The following is a 17174-nucleotide window of genomic DNA, read 5'->3' on the forward strand; positions in this document are numbered from 1 at the left end:
ATGGAAACCTGGAAACGCGTGGCCCAAGTGGGCGATATCTCGCCCGACACCAATACCCTGCGCGTCGTGCTGGACGGCGAGGGCGTCTGTCTGTACGACTTGCAAGGCGAGATCTGCGCCACGCAGGACCGCTGCCCGCACGGCAACGCCAGCCTGGCCGACGGCTACCTGGAGGACGGCACCATCGAATGCCCGCTGCACCAGGGCGTGTTCGACATTCGCAGCGGCAAGCCGAAATGCCCGCCCGTCACGACCGACCTGCGCCGCTACGAGGTGAAGGTGGACGGCGACGTCATCTACCTGAAGGCGGAAGCCGCGTGAACGCCGGCGCGATCGTCATCGTCGGCGCCGGCCAGGCGGGCGGCTGGGCCGCCACCACGCTGCGCGACCGCGGCTACGACGGCCGCATCGTGCTGCTGGGCGACGAGCCGCACGCGCCCTACGAACGGCCGCCGCTGAGCAAGGCGGTGCTGTCCGGCCAGGCCCTGGCGGAAAGCACCGAGCTGTTCGCCGCGCCCAAGCTGGAGTCGATGGGCATCGAATTCGAGCCCGGCGTCTCGGCGCTGCGGCTGCGCGTCGCGGACAAGCGGGTGGACACGTCCGCCGGCCAGGCGCTGGCCTACGACAAGCTGATTCTCTGCACCGGCGGCCGGCCCACGGTGCCGGCGCTGCCGGGCGTGGACCATGACGGCGTGCACGTGCTGCGCACGCGGGCCGACGCCGAACGGCTGCGCGCCCGGCTGGGCCCCAACCGGCATGTGCTGATCGTGGGCGGCGGCTGGATCGGGCTGGAGGTTGCCGCCACGGCGCGCCAGTCCGGCAGCAAGGTCACGGTGCTGGAGCGCGAGGCGCGGCTGTGCGCGCGCAGCGTGCAGCCGGGCGTGTCTGCGCATCTGGCGGCGCTGCACGCGGCCAACGGCGTGGCGCTGCGGCTGAACGCCGGCCTGCGCGCCGTGGGCGGATCGGCCGACGGCCGGCCCGTGGCGGAACTGGCGGACGGCTCCTCGATCGTCGCCGACGCGATCGTGCTGGGCGTGGGCCTCACGCCCAACGATGCGCTGGCGCGCGACGCCGGCATTGCCTGCGATCGCGGCGTGCTGGTGGACGAGCGTTGCCGCACTTCGGTGCCGGACGTGTACGCGGCCGGCGATGTGGCCGTGTCCGCGCAGCCCGGCGGCGGCCGCCTGCGGCTGGAGTCCTGGCAGAACGCGCAGGACCAGGGCACGGCGGCGGCGCTGTCGGCGCTGGGCCTGGGCGAAGCGTATCGGCCGACCGGCGCGGTCTGGTCGGAGCAATACGACGCCATGGTGCAGATCGTCGGCTTTCCGGCGCTGGCGGCCAGCGAGGTGCTGCGGCCGCAAGCCGATGCCCGCGCGCTGCTGTCGGTGGCGCTGGATGCGGAAGGCCGCGCCGTGGCGGGCGTGACGGTGAACGCGGCGCGCGAACTGCGCCAGCTGCGCAAATGGATCGCGCAGGGCGCGATGCTGGATCCGGCGCTGCTGCGCCGGTCGGATGCGCCGCTGGCCAGCGCCCAGATCGGATGATGGCGACCCCGGAACCTGGCAAGGAGCATGCAATGGAACTTGAACACCTGCTTACCAAGGCCGCCTGCGAAGAAACCGTGCTGGCGTTTTTCCATGCGCTGGACACGCGCCGGCACGAAGCCGCCGCCGCGCTGATGACCGAAGACGGCTGCTGGGAACGGCAAGGACGGCTGCTGTCCGGCCGCGAACAGATCCTGGACGCGCTCAACGGCCGCGCGCCGGATCGCGCCACCTGCCATGTCGTGACCAATCTGCGGCTGGCCACGCAGGACGGATCGCGGGCCACGGTCGCCTATTTCCTGACCGCCTACGAGAGCCGGCCCACGGAGCAGGGCGGGGCGCCCCGGCTGGTCGCGATCCGCGAATGCCAGGACACGCTGGTGGCCACCGCGCAGGGCTGGCGGTTGCAGGACAAGCGCAGCCGCCGCCATCTGCCGCCGGAATGAGCGCCGGATGTCGAGTCTCAGCCACTGAATCACAGCCACCGAATCCCAATCATCCCGGAGAACCTTCCATGGATTCCGCCACCATCAAGGCGCTGGCGCAGCGCCTGGACCAGGCCGAGCGCGGCCGCAGCCAGGTGCGCCAGCTGTCGCTGGACCATCCCGACATCACCATCGCCGACGCCTACGCCATCCAGCGTGAATGGGTGGCCTCCAAGATCGCGGCGGGCCGGCGGCTGGTCGGCCACAAGATCGGCCTGACCTCGCGCGCCATGCAGCTGTCGTCGCAGATCGACGAGCCGGACTACGGCGCGCTGCTGGACGACATGCTGTACGGCGACGGCGCCGAGATCCCGCGCGACCGTTACATCGTGCCGCGCGTCGAGGTGGAGCTGGCCTTCATCCTGGAGCGCCGCCTGCAAGGGCCGGACGTGACGCTGTTCGACGTGCTGGACGCCGTGCGCTACGTGATTCCCGCGCTGGAGATCATCGACGCGCGTTCGCACCAGATCGATCCCGACACCAAGCGCCCGCGCAAGGTCTTCGACACCATCGCCGACAACGCGGCCAACGCCGGCGTGGTCATGGGCGGCCGCCCGGTCCGGGTCGGCGACACCGACCTGCGCTGGGTCGGCGCCATGATGTCGCGCAACGCCGTGATCGAAGAGACCGGCCTGGCGGCCGGCGTGCTGAACCATCCGGCCAACGGCGTGGTCTGGCTGGCCAACAAGCTGGCCGAACACGATGTGGCGCTGGAGGCCGGGCAGATCATCCTGAGCGGCTCCTTCACGCGGCCGGTCTACGCCGAGCGCGGCGACACCTTCCACGTCGACTACGGCGCGCTGGGGGCCGTCAGCTGCCGCTTCGTCTGAGGAAACCCGGTTTCAGGAATACCCGCAGCAACCCGCGCGCCACATATCCACTACACAGGGCGCGCGCTACCATTGAACAGGAGACAAACTTGAAACCCTGCAAGACCTTGATCGGAACGGTCGCCGCCGCCTGCGCGTCGCTGGCGTTCTGTACGGCCCAGGCCGAACCGGCCTGGCCCACCCATGCCATCACCCTGGTGGTGCCTTTCGCGGCCGGCGGCGGCGGCGACACGCTGGCGCGGCTGATGGCCGAACCGCTGGGACGCGAGCTGGGCCAGACCATCATCGTGGAAAACCGGCCGGGCGCCGGCGGCAATATCGGCACGTCCATCGCCTCGCGCGCCAATCCCGACGGCTACACGCTGGCCTACGGCACCAACGGCACCCAGGCCACCAACCACTGGCTGTACAAGAACCCCGGCTATGCCCCGGGCGACTTCGAGCCGGTGTCGCGCTTCACCGTCATCGCCGCGGCCCTGGTCGTGAACAGCGCCGACGAGCGCTTCAAGACGCTGGGCCAGCTGGTCGCCTTCGCCAAGTCGCACCCGGGCGAGCTGACCTGCGGCTCGGCCGGCAACGGCACCTCGTCGCACCTGGCCTGTGAACTGCTCAACCAGATGGCCGGCATCAAGGTCATGCACATCCCGTACAAGGGCGGCGGCGCGGCCATGACCGACCTGCTGGGCGGCCGCATCTCGTTCATGATCGACGTGATGCCCAACGTCTCGGGCCAGATCGCCGCGGGCAAGCTGCGCGCGCTGGGCGTGACCACGCCGGAACGGGTAGCGTCCAACCCGGACATTCCCACCGTCAGCGAGGCGGGCGTGAAGGGCTACGAGTTCTACGCCTGGGACGGCCTGTACGCGCCCAAGGGCACGCCGGCCGCCGTGCTGGACAAGCTCAACGCCGCCCTCAACCAGGTGCTGCAGAAGCCCGAGGTGCGCAAGACGCTGGAATCGCGCGGCGCCATTCCGTCGCCGACCACGCGGGCCGGCCTGAAGGACTTCGGCGCCGAGGAATACGAGCGGCTGGGCAAGGTGGTGAAGGCCGCCGGCGCGTCGATCGACTGAGCGGGGCCAGGGCAGGCGGTGCGCAAGCGGACCGCCTTGCCCGCCGTGCGACCGGATCAGCCCAGCATCCGCAGCGCCATGGCGACGAGCCACTGGGCGTCGGCGGGCCTGGCATGCTCGCGGGCCTGCGAGTCGGCGCCCACCGCCACGAACGGCGCCCGCACGTGGGCGCCGATCTGGCCGGCGATGGGCTGGTGGTAGTCCGTGACCGCCAGCACGGGACGCGCATCGCCGTTCAGGCAGGCGTCCAGATGCGAGGTCCGGGGCGTCATCAGGGGATTGAGCCCGTTCCAGCGGTCCGTCGCGCCGGCGTCGCGCGCCAGGCGCGTATAGCTGGGGCAGCTCCAGATCTCGCTGTCCATGCCCCAGTCCCGGCGCAGCCACTCGGCCGCCTGGATCACGCGCGACAAGGCCTTGCCCGCGCCGCACAGCCGGATCCGCGCGTCGGCCGACGCCGGGCCGATCCGGTACATGCCGCGCCACGCGGCTTGCGCGTCCGGCTCGCTGAACGGATCCGCGCCGGCATCATCGCCGTGCAGCGTCAGATAGCAGCAGCCGGCGTCTCCGTCCACATACAGGGCTTGCAGCGCGCCGCGCAGGATCGCGCGGGCCTCGCCGGCCGATGCCGGGTCATACGGCGTGCAGGGCAGGTAGGCATTGAGCCAGACCGGCACATCGGGCATCACGCCCTTGGTCCAGCGCGACGGCGTGGTTTCCGCCAGGTTCAGGATGATGCCGCGATCCTGCGTTTCCCAGCAGGCCGCGCGCAGCGCGCTGGCGGCGCTGGCGCGCAAAAAATACAGCAGTGGTATTTCATGGTCAGGGGCCTGGCCGCCGAAGCGCAGCGGCCAGGCCGCCGCAAGGCCGGCGTCGGGCACATCGTCCGCGCCCGGGCCCTTGATCAGCGACAGGTGGCTGGCATCCCGGGCATCCGCGAGCAGCGTGCGCGCCAGTCCCCGAGCCATCGCGGCCGGCGACTCCCGTGCTTGATGCGCCGCGCCGGAACGGCGGGCGGCCATGCGCGACAGGCAGGCCTGTGCGGCGGCGCGGGTACTGGCCGAAGGTCGCGGCCCATTGTGCGTGCGGATGGACATGAGTGTTTGCTCGGCGGAGGCACGCGGCGGCGCGTGCTTTGATTAGAATTGCATTTACAATTATTGTAGCGGCAAGTATTCAACGCAATCAAACCGGAGCGCTCCATGGCAGCCGAAAACCGAAATCCCATCACGTTCTACACCGCCGACACGCCCAACGGCCTGAAGGTCGGCATCTACCTGCATGAGGCGGGCCTGGCACACCGGCGTCATCCCGTGGACCTGGGCGCGGGCGAGCAAAAGCGGCCCGAATACCTGAAGATCAACCCGAACGGCAAGATTCCCGCCATCGTCGACCACGAGGCCGGGCTGACGGTGTTCGAATCGGGCGCGATTCTTTCGTACCTGAGCAACAAGACCGGCCATCTGCAGCCGGACACGTTGGCCGGACAGCTGGCGGTGCAGCAATGGCTGCATTTCCAGATCGGCGGCATCGGTCCCATGCTGGGGCAGCTGTGGTGGTTCCTGCATGGGTCCAAAAGCGGCAACGAGGAGGCGATCGAGCGCTACCGCAAGGAGTCGCTGCGCCTGCTGGGCGTGGTGGACCGGCGGCTGGCCGAATCGCGCCATCTGGCCACGCAGGACTACTCGATCGCGGACATCGCCGCCTTTTCGTGGCTGCGCACGAGCGAGGAATTGCAGCTGGATATCGCGCCGTTCGAGCATGTGGGCCGCTGGTTGGAAGCCATCGAGGCCAGGCCGGCGGTCAAGGCTGCGGTGAGGGATAACGCGGGACTGTGATCGGCCGCGTTGCAAACTTGACGAAGGCATAGCAGCCAGCGCGATGGCCTTATGTAGCCTTGAGCGGGTCCGTCGCGACCTCGATCAGACTCGGTCGCCTCACGATTCTTCAAAAAATGACCTTGAGCGGTCCTTCAGTTGACCCACAGAATGATGGGCTACTTCTCAAGGTCATCATTTTTCTGCTCGATTTGTCTTGTTACTTGTGGGAGATGAATGGATTGTCTTCTCTGCGCGCGAACCTCAGAGACCGCTCTCCGTAGATGACATGCAATTCTCTTCCAGAGCCGTTGAATAATCCTACAGGGTTCGCAAAGACGCCATTTACTTTATAGTCGATAAAATACTCTCTTATGGAGGATTCCTTGTTTAATGTCCAAACATAGACTCCTTTTATAAGGCCGTTCTTATCACGCAATTCCGCTCCGCGCTTGATCGACGGTGCGACAGATTTAACGCCTGCCACGAAGATGCCGTTCCCGTACCAGGCATTTCTGCATTTTTTCTCTTTGAAAAATGCCTCCACGTCGTCCGGCTCACTGCTTTCGTCGATAGCGATGCCTTCGTTGCCGCGGAGGTCCGCAAAAATATCGTCAAACGCAGATCTGTTCTTGTAGTCCGATACTGAAAAGATGTAGTTTATCGGAGAGGCACCGCGCGCGAGCTTGCCTCTGACGATTTCTCGGGTCTGTGCGAGAACTTTCTTACTTTTATCGCCTCCCAAGTCGGCGACGAACTTGCAATCAAAAAATATAAGAGCGAAGTCCGTCGGATGAGAATCCATGACTTCTTTGGTGTCATCCAACCATTTCTCGAGGCTCATGCCCGACGCATTGTCGTGGTTCACATACATGATCTCGCTCTTCTTGTCGTATTTCAGATCACACTCAATTGCATTGAATCCACGATGGATTGCTTGGACTACGTCGTATTGGTCGTTGCACTTGTGGGCGATCGCATAGACAGGACGGGCGTTCCTTTCTGGTAAGCGATATTCATGCAATGAGACGGTACTGTAGGAACTGCTTGGAGGGATGATTTTCATCTGCGGGCTTCCGTCGTCTTTTTCTATGCGGCAAATGACGGCCCCTCCATGCTCATAGTCCAGGGCGGATAAGTCAGCGGAAAAATTGACCTTGCACGTCCAGATTTTCTCATCGAAATTGAACTTAAGTATCCAGTAATCGAGGGCATGGCTAGTGCCATAGATCATGAATCTGGCTTTAAATGCTGCTGTCCTTGCCCCTTGAGCCAATTCTGGCAAGGTGATTCGATCAACAAACTTGCGGGCAGATGAGTGTGACAGGGACAGGTCTTTAAGCGGTGCTCCCCAGTGATTTTCAATTTCCACTTGAAGCGAGACTTCTATTGGATCCTTTGTCAGGTTTGCAACTTTTTCAGGGATGGCAGCTATATCTTTTGCGGTATTTTTGATAACTTTCACCGCTTTCTTGAATAAATCGCCTAGTCCAAGCATTTGACCTCCCAAGCAAAGTATTGACGATGGTCACGGTTGTTCGGGAAAAATGCTAGCACGGCAAATCTGTTTGGGGTGGGTATTAATTTAATAATTTTATTAAATAAGCTGCTCTGAATTTTTGGGTATATGTGTAAATCTGTTGTGCTAATATTTTTGGCTTGCCTCGATTTCACCTGCAGCAGAGCGTTGATCGCCTGGCATTGAAAAGCGGGTTGCCCTCGCGGTAATACTCCCTGAGATTAAGGGTCGCGGCCACGAAGGGGGCAGCGGCTGGGTACTCAGTGATTACGCTGGGCAACTGATCGAGGCGCGCGGTGCGCGATCTCGAGTGCTCAGATCGGAGCATGTTCCGCGATTATTAGGGCGAGTGCTGCGTCAGCTTTTTGGATCGCTTTCACGTGTTGCCTCCCGCTCTGGATTCAATTGAGCAATGACCTACATTGCGGGAAGGAGGAATAGAGGCGGGCAACGGGCTGTGCAATCGGATTGCGGACGCACATGTCCGCAATGTTGCGCCCGCCGGCCGCTTTTTCCTTTGAGTGACACAGCGCACACTGCCTGCCGTCGTCAACCCTAAGGAATCCGATCATGGCATCCGCACACGCCGCCGCCTTCGTTGCCGGCCCCCAGCCCACCGTCTTCATCGTCAACGTCATCCATGCCCATCCCGGCAAGCAGGAAGAAGCATTTAGCGCCATCCAGGACGTGGTGCACTACGTCGCCCGCACCAAGCAGGGCTTCCTGTGGAGCAATCTGTCCAAGAGCACCGACGGCAAGACGGTGGTCAACATCGAGGCCATTTCCGGCGAGAACAAGGTGGACGAGTTCTTTTCCGATCCGGTATTCCTGGAGAAATTCCGGCGGCTCGACGCGGTGTCCAGCAGCGAGTTCCATACCTATCGCGTGGATGACCTGGTGCTGCCCGGGGCATTACCGCGTGCGGCTTGAGCGCTGCTGGCCGGTGGGCGCGGGGCGGGCCGAGCATCATGCGTCCGCCCGCCAGCGCCACGGGCAGCCGGCCACGATGCCCTGGGAGGCCAGGGCATCGCCATCGCTGGCCGACGCGTCGGCGTAGTCGATGGGGGCTTCGGCATTCGGCCGGTTGTGCCAAAGGGCGTGCTCGGGCGGACAGACCGCATGCAGGCTGGTCACCAGCCATAGGGCGCCGCTGCGGGCCAGCGACAGGGTGGCGTCGCAAATGATGCCGTCGCGGCTGGCTTGCTTTCCGCGTTGCCCGATCAGGGCGTAGCGGCCGGTCAGGACCAGTGCGTCGTCCCGCGCCCGCAGGTCCAGCACGCGTTCCAGCACCAGATCCGTCAGCATGAACTGGCGGACATGCAGGAAGCGCTGGAACGATTCGACCGTGGTCGCGCTGCCCTTGATGCTGAACTGCGCATGCGCGAACGTGGCGCGCAAGGCCGTCCAGTCTCCCTGGATGAAGGCGCTGCGCAGTTCACGCAACAAGGCCAGCGCCTCCGGCGGCGGCGTGTCCATCAGCGCAGGAAGCTGGCGGCGGCCGGTTGTACGAACGGCACGGCTGGCCTGGCCGCATCGGCTTGGCGGGAACGGCGCCGGATGAGGCGGGCGACTGAGGTGCCGTAGCGCATGTCGGTGTCGCGGATGCCCAGCCAGGCCACGTGCGAGTCGCCGGCGGTCGCGCGCACCCGATTGCCTTCCCAGAAGACATAGCGCCCGTCGGGCAGCCGGCTGTAGTCCAGCGCGATGATGTCCAGGCCCACCGCCCGGGCCGCCGCCAACACGCGTTCCGGATGCGGCTCGCCCTCCAGGCGGAACACCTCGTCCATCGAGCAGGTCTGCGCCCACAGGGCCGCATCCTTGTAGTTGACGAAGGCGGATATCGAGCGCATGAAGTGAGCGGGAATCACCTCATCGTCCACGACATAGCTGCGGAATTTGTGGAAGTAGAGCCCGGAGCGCTCGGTCTCGACGAACTCGATGGCGAGATTCAGGGGCAGCATGCCCTTCGCGTCCGGATAGGTCTGCAGGGCGAGCCGGCGCTGGGTCTCGATGGTGCGCTGCGCGTCCTCGGGCGTGCGCGCCAGATACATGCCCGACCCTCGATGCATGCCGTCGCGCCGCAGCACCAGCGGATACTTCAGGTCGGTGATGTCCTCGAAGGCTGAGAAATGCTGGTACTTCGCGCATTCGATGCCGGCATCGGCCCAGCGGCTCAGGTAGAAGGAATGCAGGCTGTGCGCGTTCTCGACAGTGCCTATGACGGGAAAGCCGCGGGCCAGCAGTTCCGCTTCCCGGCGCGCGCCGTAGTAGACATAGTTGCGGTTGTAGTAGCGGTAGACCGAGACGTACATCGCGTCATAGCGGTCGAGCCGGGGCAGCGGGTTCCAGGGGTTGTACAGGTGCCATTCGATATTCTGCTCGTCCAGCCCCCAGACGATGGAGCGGTGTTCCATGGGCAGCATGAAGCCCGTCAGGGTTTCGAAGCCGGTCATGATGAGCACGCGCAAGCGCTTCATTGCTGTCCTCCGTTGGGGAAGGCGGGAGCCTGCGTCACCGGCAGATGCCGCAGACCGTGGAAGCTGACCGTGGGATGCCAGAGCGGCGCGCCCGCCAGGGACAGGCGGGGAAAGCGCGCGACGATGGCCTGCAGCGCGCGCTGGCCCTGCATGCGGGCAAACCAGCCGCCCAGGCAGGCATGGCGTCCCAGGCCGAAGGCCACGTGCCTGTTGTTCGTCCGGGTGATGTCGAAGCGCTCGGGATCCTCGAAGACCTCGGGATCCCGGTTGGCCGCGCCCAGCACCAGCATGAGCTGGTCGCCGGCGGCAATCCGCTTGCCCGCCAGTTCGTGGTCCTGCGTCGCCACCCGCCAGGCGATCTGTTGGGGCGATTCGACGCGCAGCATTTCCTCGATGGCCTTGGGCCAGAGATCGGGCTGCTCCCGCAGCAGGCGTCGCTGCTCGGGATGGCGCAGCAGCAACAGCAGGCCGTTGCCGATGAGATTGACGGTGGTCTCATGTCCGGCGGGGAACATCAACACCAGATTGGCCAGCGCGTCCTCGAGCCCGACGGGATGCTCCTGCATGGAGCGCATCAGATCGCCCGCCAGTCCGGCATCCTCGGGGCATTCCATTTTCTCGCGCAGATAATCCTTGAACGCGGCGATGCCGGCCGCGGCATCACCGAGCACCGGCGCCGCGGGCAGCGGTTCGATCAAGGAAGCCACCTGGTTGGACCAGGCCTTGACCCGGGCCTGGTCGGCGGCGGCGACATCGAACACTCGGCAGACCGTGCTGACGGGCACCGGCAGCGCGAAGTCGCCGACGGCATCGAAATCCCGGCCGCCGTCCAGCGCGTTCAGCCGCTGGTCCAGGATGTCATCGATCATCAGCGCCAGGCGTCCTTCGCTGGCCGGGCTGAACGCCTGGATGATGGCCCGCCGCAGCGGCTTGTGATCCGGCTCGTCGCGGTTCAGCACGGAGTGCGTGAGCAGCCACGCCACGCCGGGGCGCGAGCGGTAGCGCTGGGCAAAACCGGGCCAGCGCGAGACTTCCGAGCTGTATGAGGGATCGCGCAAGACCTGGCTGACTTCCGCATAGCGGGTCAGCACCCAGATGCCCATGGCGCTTCTGTGCACGGGATCCTGCTCGCGCAATTCCCGGTAGTGGGCATAGGGCGCGGCCGAGAAATCCTTGGCAAAGGGATTGAAGCGCATGTCATTCATGATCCGTTCTCCAGCCAGTCGAGCAGGGCGCCATCGTCGCGCGGCCGTTCGCCGTGCGCTCGCAGCAGGATCTCCGCCGCCAGTCCGAACGGCAGTGTGACGATCAGCCCGCGGGGCTTGAAGCTGGCCAGGTAGATCGCCGCTTCCGCCACGCTGTCGATGCGCGCGAGCATGGCGCGCAGGTCTTCCGAGGATTGGATGCGCCAGCGCCGGCTGTAGGTACGCGTGCGTTCTCGGGCGTGCGGGTCCAGCGCCAGCATGGCCCTGGCGAGGTCGACCAGGGCCAGCGCCGTGGCGCGGGCCTGTCCGCGCGCCAGGGCGCCGATATCACGCCACAGTTGCGGTTCCAGCCGGCAGCGGAAGGCCCGCGCGGCGGGCACCGGCGCCTGCGCGCGCAGGGAGCGGACCACGTCGGTCATGTCGGTGGGCGCGGCGCCCACCAGGCGGGCGGCGAGCGCGCGCAATTGTGGCGACAGCGCATCGCTGCCCGCGTGGGCCACCGGGGCGTCCAGGGTCGTCATCGGATGGTTGACTCGAAGGGGTGGATGGCTACCGGCCGTGGCCAGAGCGCGTAGGCGCGCAGCTGGCCGCTGGCGGTCAGCCTGGCCAGCAAGCCGTCGCTGGGATAGCGCATGCCGCGCAGATGCTCCAGCAGCTTGCGGGCGCCGCGCTGGGTCACCAGATAGCAGCTGGCGCCGCCGCAGGACCAGGCCTCGTAGACCGACAGGGCGCCGGCCCGGCGAACGGGCGTGTCCCGCTCGGGATCGAAGGCGGGCCGGATCGAGGTCAGCGTCTCGTCGTTGAGATAATGCAGGTAGACCAGGTCGCCGTCGCCAGGAAGCCCGCGCAGCAGTGTCCACAGATCCAGCGAAGGCGGCAGCACGAGGTCGTCTTCGCACACGAGTCCATAGCGCCGGTCTGACTGGCACAGCATGCGCCAGACGTGGGCATGGGATAGCGCGCAGCCCACTTCCGCGTGCGACATGGGGCCGGACAGCCCTTCGTTCTGCGGATGCAGCTCGCCGGCGCCTCGCATGGCGTCGAGGTCGAGATCCGCGCCTTCCACCGCGTCGACGAAGGTCGCCGGCCAGCCCAGGCGGCCGAATTGCCTTTCCATATGCCGGCGGCGCGCGCCACTGCGCGGCAGGCTGATGCAATAGACGCCGCAGGGCAGCCCCAAATGGCCCGCCATCATGCGGCTCTCAGATGCGACACCAGCCGCTGCAGCTCGTCGAATTCCTCGGACGCCTGCGGATCCGGGTGGGCCGTGGCTTGCGGCTTGAGCGTCAGCCGCTGCCCGAGCAGCAGGCCGTCCATGCCGCAGGACTGATAGCATTCGATCGCGTCGGCGGCGGTCTCCACGATGGGCTTGCCCGCCAGGTTGAACGACGTGTTCAGCAGCACCGGCACGCCGGTGAGCGCGCCGAACGCCTCGATGATCTCGTATAGCCACGGATTGTGTTCGCGGCGCAGCGTCTGCACGCGCGCGGTGCCGTCGACGTGCGTGATGGCGCCGAGCTGGTCCCGCAGCGCTTCCCTGACGGGAAACACGCGCAGCATGAACGGGCTTTCGTCGTCGCCGGCCTCGCCCAGGTCAAACCATTGCCGCGCCTGCTCGTAGAGGACCACCGGGGCGAACGGCCGGAACAGTTCGCGATGCTTGATGCGGGCGTTCACGATATGGGTCATGGCCGGGCTGCGCGGGTCGGCCAGGATGCTGCGATTGCCCAGGGCGCGCGGCCCGTGCTCCGAACCCTGCTGGAACAGGCCCAGGATGCGGCCTTCGGCCAGCAGGGCCGCGATGTCTTGCGCGCTGGCCTGGCGCGTCGAGATGCCGTGGTCGGCCAGCGTGCGTTCCAGCGCCTGCGAGGTCTCGGCGGGCGGGCCAAGGTAGTCGGTGGCCACCGGCGCGCGCGGATGTCCGGCCAGGATCTGGGCGCCATACAGCGCGCAGGCCAGCGCATGGCCGTTGTCGCCGGGGTTGGGCACGATGTAGAGGTGGCGAAAACCCGCCTCGTCGGCGATGCGCTGATTCGCGCAGCTATTCAGCGCCACGCCGCCGGCCAGGCAGATGGCGTCCACGTCCGGCAGGCGGCGGCGCAGCGCGCCGGCCGCGTTGAGCATGATCTCCTCGATCATGCGCTGGATCGCGAAAGCGATGTCGGCATGGCCGGGCAGTAGCGCGCCATCCTCGCGGCGTGGCGCGTAGCGCGCCACCTGGGGCAGGTACTCGGCCGCCGGCGGGAAGGCGAATGAACCGTCCTCGTGCAGCTCGAGCGCCGGCCGCAGCTTGCGGTAGAGCGTGTCGCGGCCATAGGAAGCCAGTCCCATGGTCTTGCCTTCGTCGCCCGCGTAGAACCCCAGATGGCGCGAGAATTCGGCGTACAGCAGCCCGGGGCTGCTGCCGGGATGCAGGTGTTCCAGCAAGACCTCCATGCTCAGGCCTTGCGCATGACTCAGGGTCATGGCGATCCGCGATTCGTCCATGCGCCCCAGATCCTCGCCGCTCTCGTCGGCGGTCAGCACGGCGGCGCGCTCGAATGGACTGGGCAGGTAGGCCTGCCATTGATGGATCTGGTGGTGTTCCAGGCCGCGCACGACCTCGGCATTGGGGAACAGGCATTCCAGCAGCGTGCCGACGCGTCCCCAGTTGAAGGCGAAGTGGCAGTCGGCGGTGACGATCATGTCGATGTCTTCCGGTCCCAGTGGCAGGCCGCCGATCAGGTGGCGCACGAACGGCAGCAGCGCGTCTTCGGAGATGAACGACGGCGGAAAACCGTTGAATGAATAGTCGAGCGCGTCGCGGATGGCGTGGTCCACATTGGACTCGCCACTGTGGATGTCGGCCAGCTCGCGCCGGCTGAACAGCAGCGAATGCTTGCAGCCGGTGTAGCGGTCCAGCGTCAGGGCGCGCACCCCGTGGCGGGCGGATACCAGGGCCGCGGCGGCGCCATGGCCGGTGGAGCAGAGGCCCAGCACGTTTGCTGCGCTGTGCCGGGGCGTATCGGGCGTGGTTTCAGGACCAGTCATCGGGACCCTCGTAGATGCGTGGATGGCTGCGGGCGACTTCGCCGGCGGTGACGCTCTGGGCCACCAGCGAATCGATGTAGGCCTGCAGGCCGGCATTGGCCTGCAGCATGGAGTTGAAGACCGAATTGACCCAGGTCAGGCAATCAAGCTGGCACTTGTCGATCAAGGCGTCGAAATTGGAAGGCAGCGGATTGGCGGCCAGCGCCGTGATGATGGCCTGCAGGTCCGTCGCCACTTGTTGCCTGGAGGTGGCGTCCAGGCCCTGCTGCGCCTGCAACGCGGTCAGCAGCGCCTGGGTCTGGGCGCTGATCTGCGCCACCGGAATGGAGGTTTCGGTGGCGGCCTCGCCCACGCCCTTGATGCGGCTCCATATCTGGTAGACCAGCGCGATCGGCGCCGAGAACAGGCTTTGCAGATACACGGCGTCCAGCAGCCGTCCGGACATGCGGGTCAGGTTGTAGAGGCGCTTGGCGACCTTGCCCAGGTTGTACTTGGCCTTGCCCGGCGTGCCGAACTTCTTCACTTCCAGCGCCAGCTGCGCCAGGTAGTACGCGCGCAGGTCGGCGCCGATCGCGGCGTACAGGCTCGCCACCAGCGATTCCTGGCTGGTGTCCAGATAGATCTCCTGGAGAAAGGCGTCCTGGGCGCCGTCCATGGTGGTGATGTTGCCCACCGGATCCTGCCAGGTTGGGTCGAGCACGTTGCTGGTGTTCATCACGATCTGCTGAGACGGGTTCGAGAAGATCCAGTCGAACTTGATCCAGCCCGGATTGCTGCTGGCGTCGGCCCAGGCGATGGTGGCGGACTGCCCGGTGTCCGTGCGCGTGCCCGTGATCTGGCCGGCCGTGATCTGGGCCGGAGTCCAGGCGATGGGCGCGCCCTTGGGGCCGACATCGCTGCTGCCCGAGGCCTGGAATGGATAGGGGTAGATGCCGAATTTCAGCTCGACCAGCTGCGCCAGAATGCCGGGGACATTGGGCGTCGTCATCCCCCGGCTGCGCACGATCGTGCCCAGCGTGGCCTGGGCCTGGGCCAGCGTGGCGGCGTTGATGTTGATCCGTTCAGTGAAGTCCAGATCGCCTGGATAGAGCTGGAAAGTGTCCTGGGCGGTGGAACCGGACATGGCCAGGGCGGTCTGCACGCCGGCGGGCACCGGCGAGCCATTGCCGCCGACGGCCACCACCGCCGTCACGCTGGAGGCCAGCGGCAGCGAGCTGCCGTTGAAGTCGATCATCGCCACGTTGGGACCGAACACGGCGTTGGCGCTGTCGCGCACGAACCAGGTGCCCAGGCAGTTGATTGTCGCGGCCCTGACCCAGGCTCGCGTGGTCACGCCGTTGTAGGGCAGGCTTTGCTGGGTCAGCAGGGCGCCGACCTGGTCCGGTCCCCAGCCGGCGATCGCGGTCGGCGCCGGGGACAAGGCCAGCGCGGCGCTGGGCAGGTAGATTTCGCCGCCGGTCGTGCCCGAGACGCTGGGCAGCGCGTAGGAGCCGGACGGCCCGGGCATGGCGCTGGCGATGGCGGGCAGGGGCGAGGGCAGGGCGCTGACCAGCGCGGGCGTGCCGGCAAAATTGCCCTGGGGATAGAGCGCCGCGTCGGCTTCGTTCACCATCGCGCTGGCGCCCAGGGCTGCGCTGGCGCCCGCGGTGCCGGTCTGCTGCCAGCGCCGCGCGCCCGTGTACAGGTCGAAGGCCGACAGGTTGCCCGCGCCATCCTGCACCATCAGCGTCGTGCCCCATAGCGTTGGCGTGGCCGAGAGCGGCTGCGCCAAGGTCACGGACCAGCACTGCCACCAGGTGCCGGGCAGGTCGATGAAGGTCCAGGCGTACACCGCCAGCTGGCCCGAGCGCGCTGGCACGACGAGCCGGTCGCCCACCAGCAGCACTTTGGAGAAATCGATGCCGGTGATGCCGGGGGGCACCACATTGGCGGCGACGGCCTTGGTGGCGGTATCCACCACGTCGAAGCTGTCGCCCTGGCCATTGAGCAGCGCCTGTCCGGATCCGGGGCTGACCAGCAGGGTGACGGCGGCGGGCCGCGCGAGCGTCCAGCTGGAGCCGTCGGCCTTGAAGCCGTAGAGCGTGCTCCCGGCCGCGGCCAAGGGCAGGCCGGCGGCCAGCGTGGCGCCGCACGCGGAGAAGTCGGTGCTGGTGCGCGCGCTCCACTTGATGGTGGGTTGCGAACCCAGCGTCAGCGCATAGACGCCCATGCTGGATACCGCGTACAGCGTCGCGCCATCGCCTCCCAGCAGGGTGGCGGTCACCTTCGATTGCGAGGCGGCATTCATGAAGGTGAGCGCGGACTGGACCCCGGGCATGGCGGGGTTGGTCATGTCCACCGAGACCAGGTTTCCCTGGCCGGTGCAGAACCATACCGTGGTGCCGGTGGCGACCGGCGTCGCATCCACCGGGCCGCTGACGATGGGCGCGCTGTAGGGCCACAGGTCCTGGCCCTGGTAGGTATCGTAGGCATGCAGCGCGGACATCTGCGCGCCGCTTTCGCCGAACATCGCCAGCCGGCCGTATCCCAGCGGTGGCGCCGTCACCGGAGATTGCACCAGCGGAGCCATGCCCGGAAGCACGCTACCGTCGACCGTCTGATAGAAGTTCAGCAGCGTGCCGACGGTCGGGATCGCGATGCCGCCGGGGGCTGGCGGTGGCGGCGGCAGTTCCAGCAGCGGGTACAGCGCCTGCACGTAGTTCATCGCGCTGACCGAGGCGGATGCCGGATCGCTGGCCGCCAGGGCCTGGGCGCCCGACAGGCTGGAGGACCCCTCGAAATCGAGCAGTCCGGCGTATGTCACGCCCAGCTCATGCATCAGCGATGCCGCCAGCGCGATGGTGCCGGACCGGGAATCCAGGTACACCTGCTGCCAGCAGGCGTCCAGCACCTGGGCGGTGGCGGTCGTGGTGGAGGAATTGATGATCTGCATCCAGACGCCGTCCATCATTTGCACCGACAGCGGCTTGGTCAGGTCAAAAGTGATGGTCAACGCGCCGATCCGGGCGAGCACGGCGGCGTAGTTGCCATTGACGGTGGCCGGCGACGTGCCGGCGCCGAACAGGGCCTGCAAGGCGGGCGAGGCGGGCAAGGTCGTGGCCGAGCCCAGCGCGTTGGTCAGCAAGGCCGCCGCGGCATTCAGCACGGCTTGCTGCTGCGGGGTCCCACCGATGAATGCGATTGGCACGGGCGCTCCTTCA

General features: G+C 66.6%; 16 protein-coding genes. 7 read left to right on the forward strand and 9 right to left on the reverse strand.

Annotation, left to right across the window (positions count from 1 at the left end; translation table 11 throughout):
• The 5 genes from AC6LJ9_RS07210 (at position 1) to AC6LJ9_RS07230 (ending at position 3929) form a co-directional block, all read left to right on the forward strand.
• Positions 1-321, forward strand: coding sequence for a non-heme iron oxygenase ferredoxin subunit (locus AC6LJ9_RS07210; protein WP_103274378.1), 321 nt, complete (start codon positions 1-3; stop codon positions 319-321).
• On the forward strand, positions 318-1544 hold the full coding sequence (locus tag AC6LJ9_RS07215) for an NAD(P)/FAD-dependent oxidoreductase (protein ID WP_498147013.1): 1227 nt from the start codon (positions 318-320) through the stop codon (positions 1542-1544). The genes AC6LJ9_RS07210 and AC6LJ9_RS07215 overlap by 4 nt, the downstream gene beginning before the upstream one ends.
• A 32-nt stretch (positions 1545-1576) precedes the next feature.
• Positions 1577-1990, forward strand: a complete 414-nt coding sequence (locus tag AC6LJ9_RS07220; RefSeq protein WP_498147014.1) for a nuclear transport factor 2 family protein — start codon at positions 1577-1579, stop codon at positions 1988-1990.
• Between the two features lie 68 nt (positions 1991-2058).
• Positions 2059-2859, forward strand: a complete 801-nt coding sequence (gene hpaH / locus AC6LJ9_RS07225; RefSeq protein WP_392410315.1) for a 2-oxo-hept-4-ene-1,7-dioate hydratase — start codon at positions 2059-2061, stop codon at positions 2857-2859.
• Between the two features lie 89 nt (positions 2860-2948).
• Positions 2949-3929, forward strand: a complete 981-nt coding sequence (locus tag AC6LJ9_RS07230; RefSeq protein WP_498147015.1) for a Bug family tripartite tricarboxylate transporter substrate binding protein — start codon at positions 2949-2951, stop codon at positions 3927-3929.
• Between the two features lie 56 nt (positions 3930-3985).
• Here the strand turns inward: AC6LJ9_RS07230 and AC6LJ9_RS07235 are convergent, their stop codons facing one another.
• Positions 3986-5023: a transketolase-like TK C-terminal-containing protein gene (locus AC6LJ9_RS07235; RefSeq protein ID WP_498147016.1), complete on the reverse strand. Its 1038-nt coding sequence runs from the start codon at positions 5021-5023 to the stop codon at positions 3986-3988.
• A 105-nt stretch (positions 5024-5128) separates the two neighbouring features.
• Here AC6LJ9_RS07235 and AC6LJ9_RS07240 point away from each other — a divergent pair, with 105 nt between their 5' ends.
• The gene (locus tag AC6LJ9_RS07240; protein ID WP_498147017.1) at positions 5129-5764 is read left to right on the forward strand and encodes a glutathione S-transferase family protein; all 636 of its coding nucleotides are present in this window, start codon (positions 5129-5131) and stop codon (positions 5762-5764) included.
• A 199-nt stretch (positions 5765-5963) separates the two neighbouring features.
• On the opposite strand, the gene AC6LJ9_RS07245 is transcribed toward AC6LJ9_RS07240, so the two are convergent.
• Positions 5964-7241, reverse strand: coding sequence for a PI-PLC domain-containing protein (locus AC6LJ9_RS07245; RefSeq protein ID WP_498147018.1), 1278 nt, complete (start codon positions 7239-7241; stop codon positions 5964-5966).
• A 591-nt stretch (positions 7242-7832) separates the two neighbouring features.
• Between AC6LJ9_RS07245 and AC6LJ9_RS07250 the strand changes: the two genes are divergently transcribed.
• A complete protein-coding gene (locus AC6LJ9_RS07250) occupies positions 7833-8192 on the forward strand; it encodes an antibiotic biosynthesis monooxygenase (RefSeq protein ID WP_498147019.1) in 360 nt (119 codons plus the stop codon).
• Positions 8193-8228: 36 nt separating this feature from the next.
• On the opposite strand, the gene AC6LJ9_RS07255 is transcribed toward AC6LJ9_RS07250, so the two are convergent.
• Genes AC6LJ9_RS07255 through AC6LJ9_RS07285 form a run of 7 tightly spaced genes read right to left on the reverse strand, consistent with a single transcriptional unit; the run spans position 8229 to position 17161 of the window.
• On the reverse strand, positions 8229-8738 hold the full coding sequence (locus tag AC6LJ9_RS07255; RefSeq protein ID WP_498147020.1) for a hypothetical protein: 510 nt from the start codon (positions 8736-8738) through the stop codon (positions 8229-8231).
• The gene (locus AC6LJ9_RS07260) at positions 8738-9739 is read right to left on the reverse strand and encodes an ATP-grasp domain-containing protein (protein ID WP_498147021.1); all 1002 of its coding nucleotides are present in this window, start codon (positions 9737-9739) and stop codon (positions 8738-8740) included. Before AC6LJ9_RS07260 ends, AC6LJ9_RS07255 begins: the two co-directional genes overlap by 1 nt.
• Complete coding sequence (locus AC6LJ9_RS07265; protein WP_498147022.1) at positions 9736-10944, reverse strand: cytochrome P450; 1209 nt, start codon at positions 10942-10944, stop codon at positions 9736-9738. Before AC6LJ9_RS07265 ends, AC6LJ9_RS07260 begins: the two co-directional genes overlap by 4 nt.
• On the reverse strand, positions 10941-11465 hold the full coding sequence (locus tag AC6LJ9_RS07270) for a hypothetical protein (protein ID WP_498147023.1): 525 nt from the start codon (positions 11463-11465) through the stop codon (positions 10941-10943). Before AC6LJ9_RS07270 ends, AC6LJ9_RS07265 begins: the two co-directional genes overlap by 4 nt.
• Complete coding sequence (locus tag AC6LJ9_RS07275; RefSeq protein ID WP_498147024.1) at positions 11462-12139, reverse strand: glycosyltransferase family 25 protein; 678 nt, start codon at positions 12137-12139, stop codon at positions 11462-11464. Before AC6LJ9_RS07275 ends, AC6LJ9_RS07270 begins: the two co-directional genes overlap by 4 nt.
• Positions 12136-13974, reverse strand: coding sequence for a carbamoyltransferase family protein (locus tag AC6LJ9_RS07280; RefSeq protein WP_498147025.1), 1839 nt, complete (start codon positions 13972-13974; stop codon positions 12136-12138). Before AC6LJ9_RS07280 ends, AC6LJ9_RS07275 begins: the two co-directional genes overlap by 4 nt.
• On the reverse strand, positions 13961-17161 hold the full coding sequence (locus AC6LJ9_RS07285) for an outer membrane protein assembly factor BamB family protein (protein ID WP_498147026.1): 3201 nt from the start codon (positions 17159-17161) through the stop codon (positions 13961-13963). Before AC6LJ9_RS07285 ends, AC6LJ9_RS07280 begins: the two co-directional genes overlap by 14 nt.
• Between the last annotated feature and the right edge of the window lie 13 nt (positions 17162-17174).

This window comes from Achromobacter sp. 1011811831 (genome assembly GCF_059760905.1).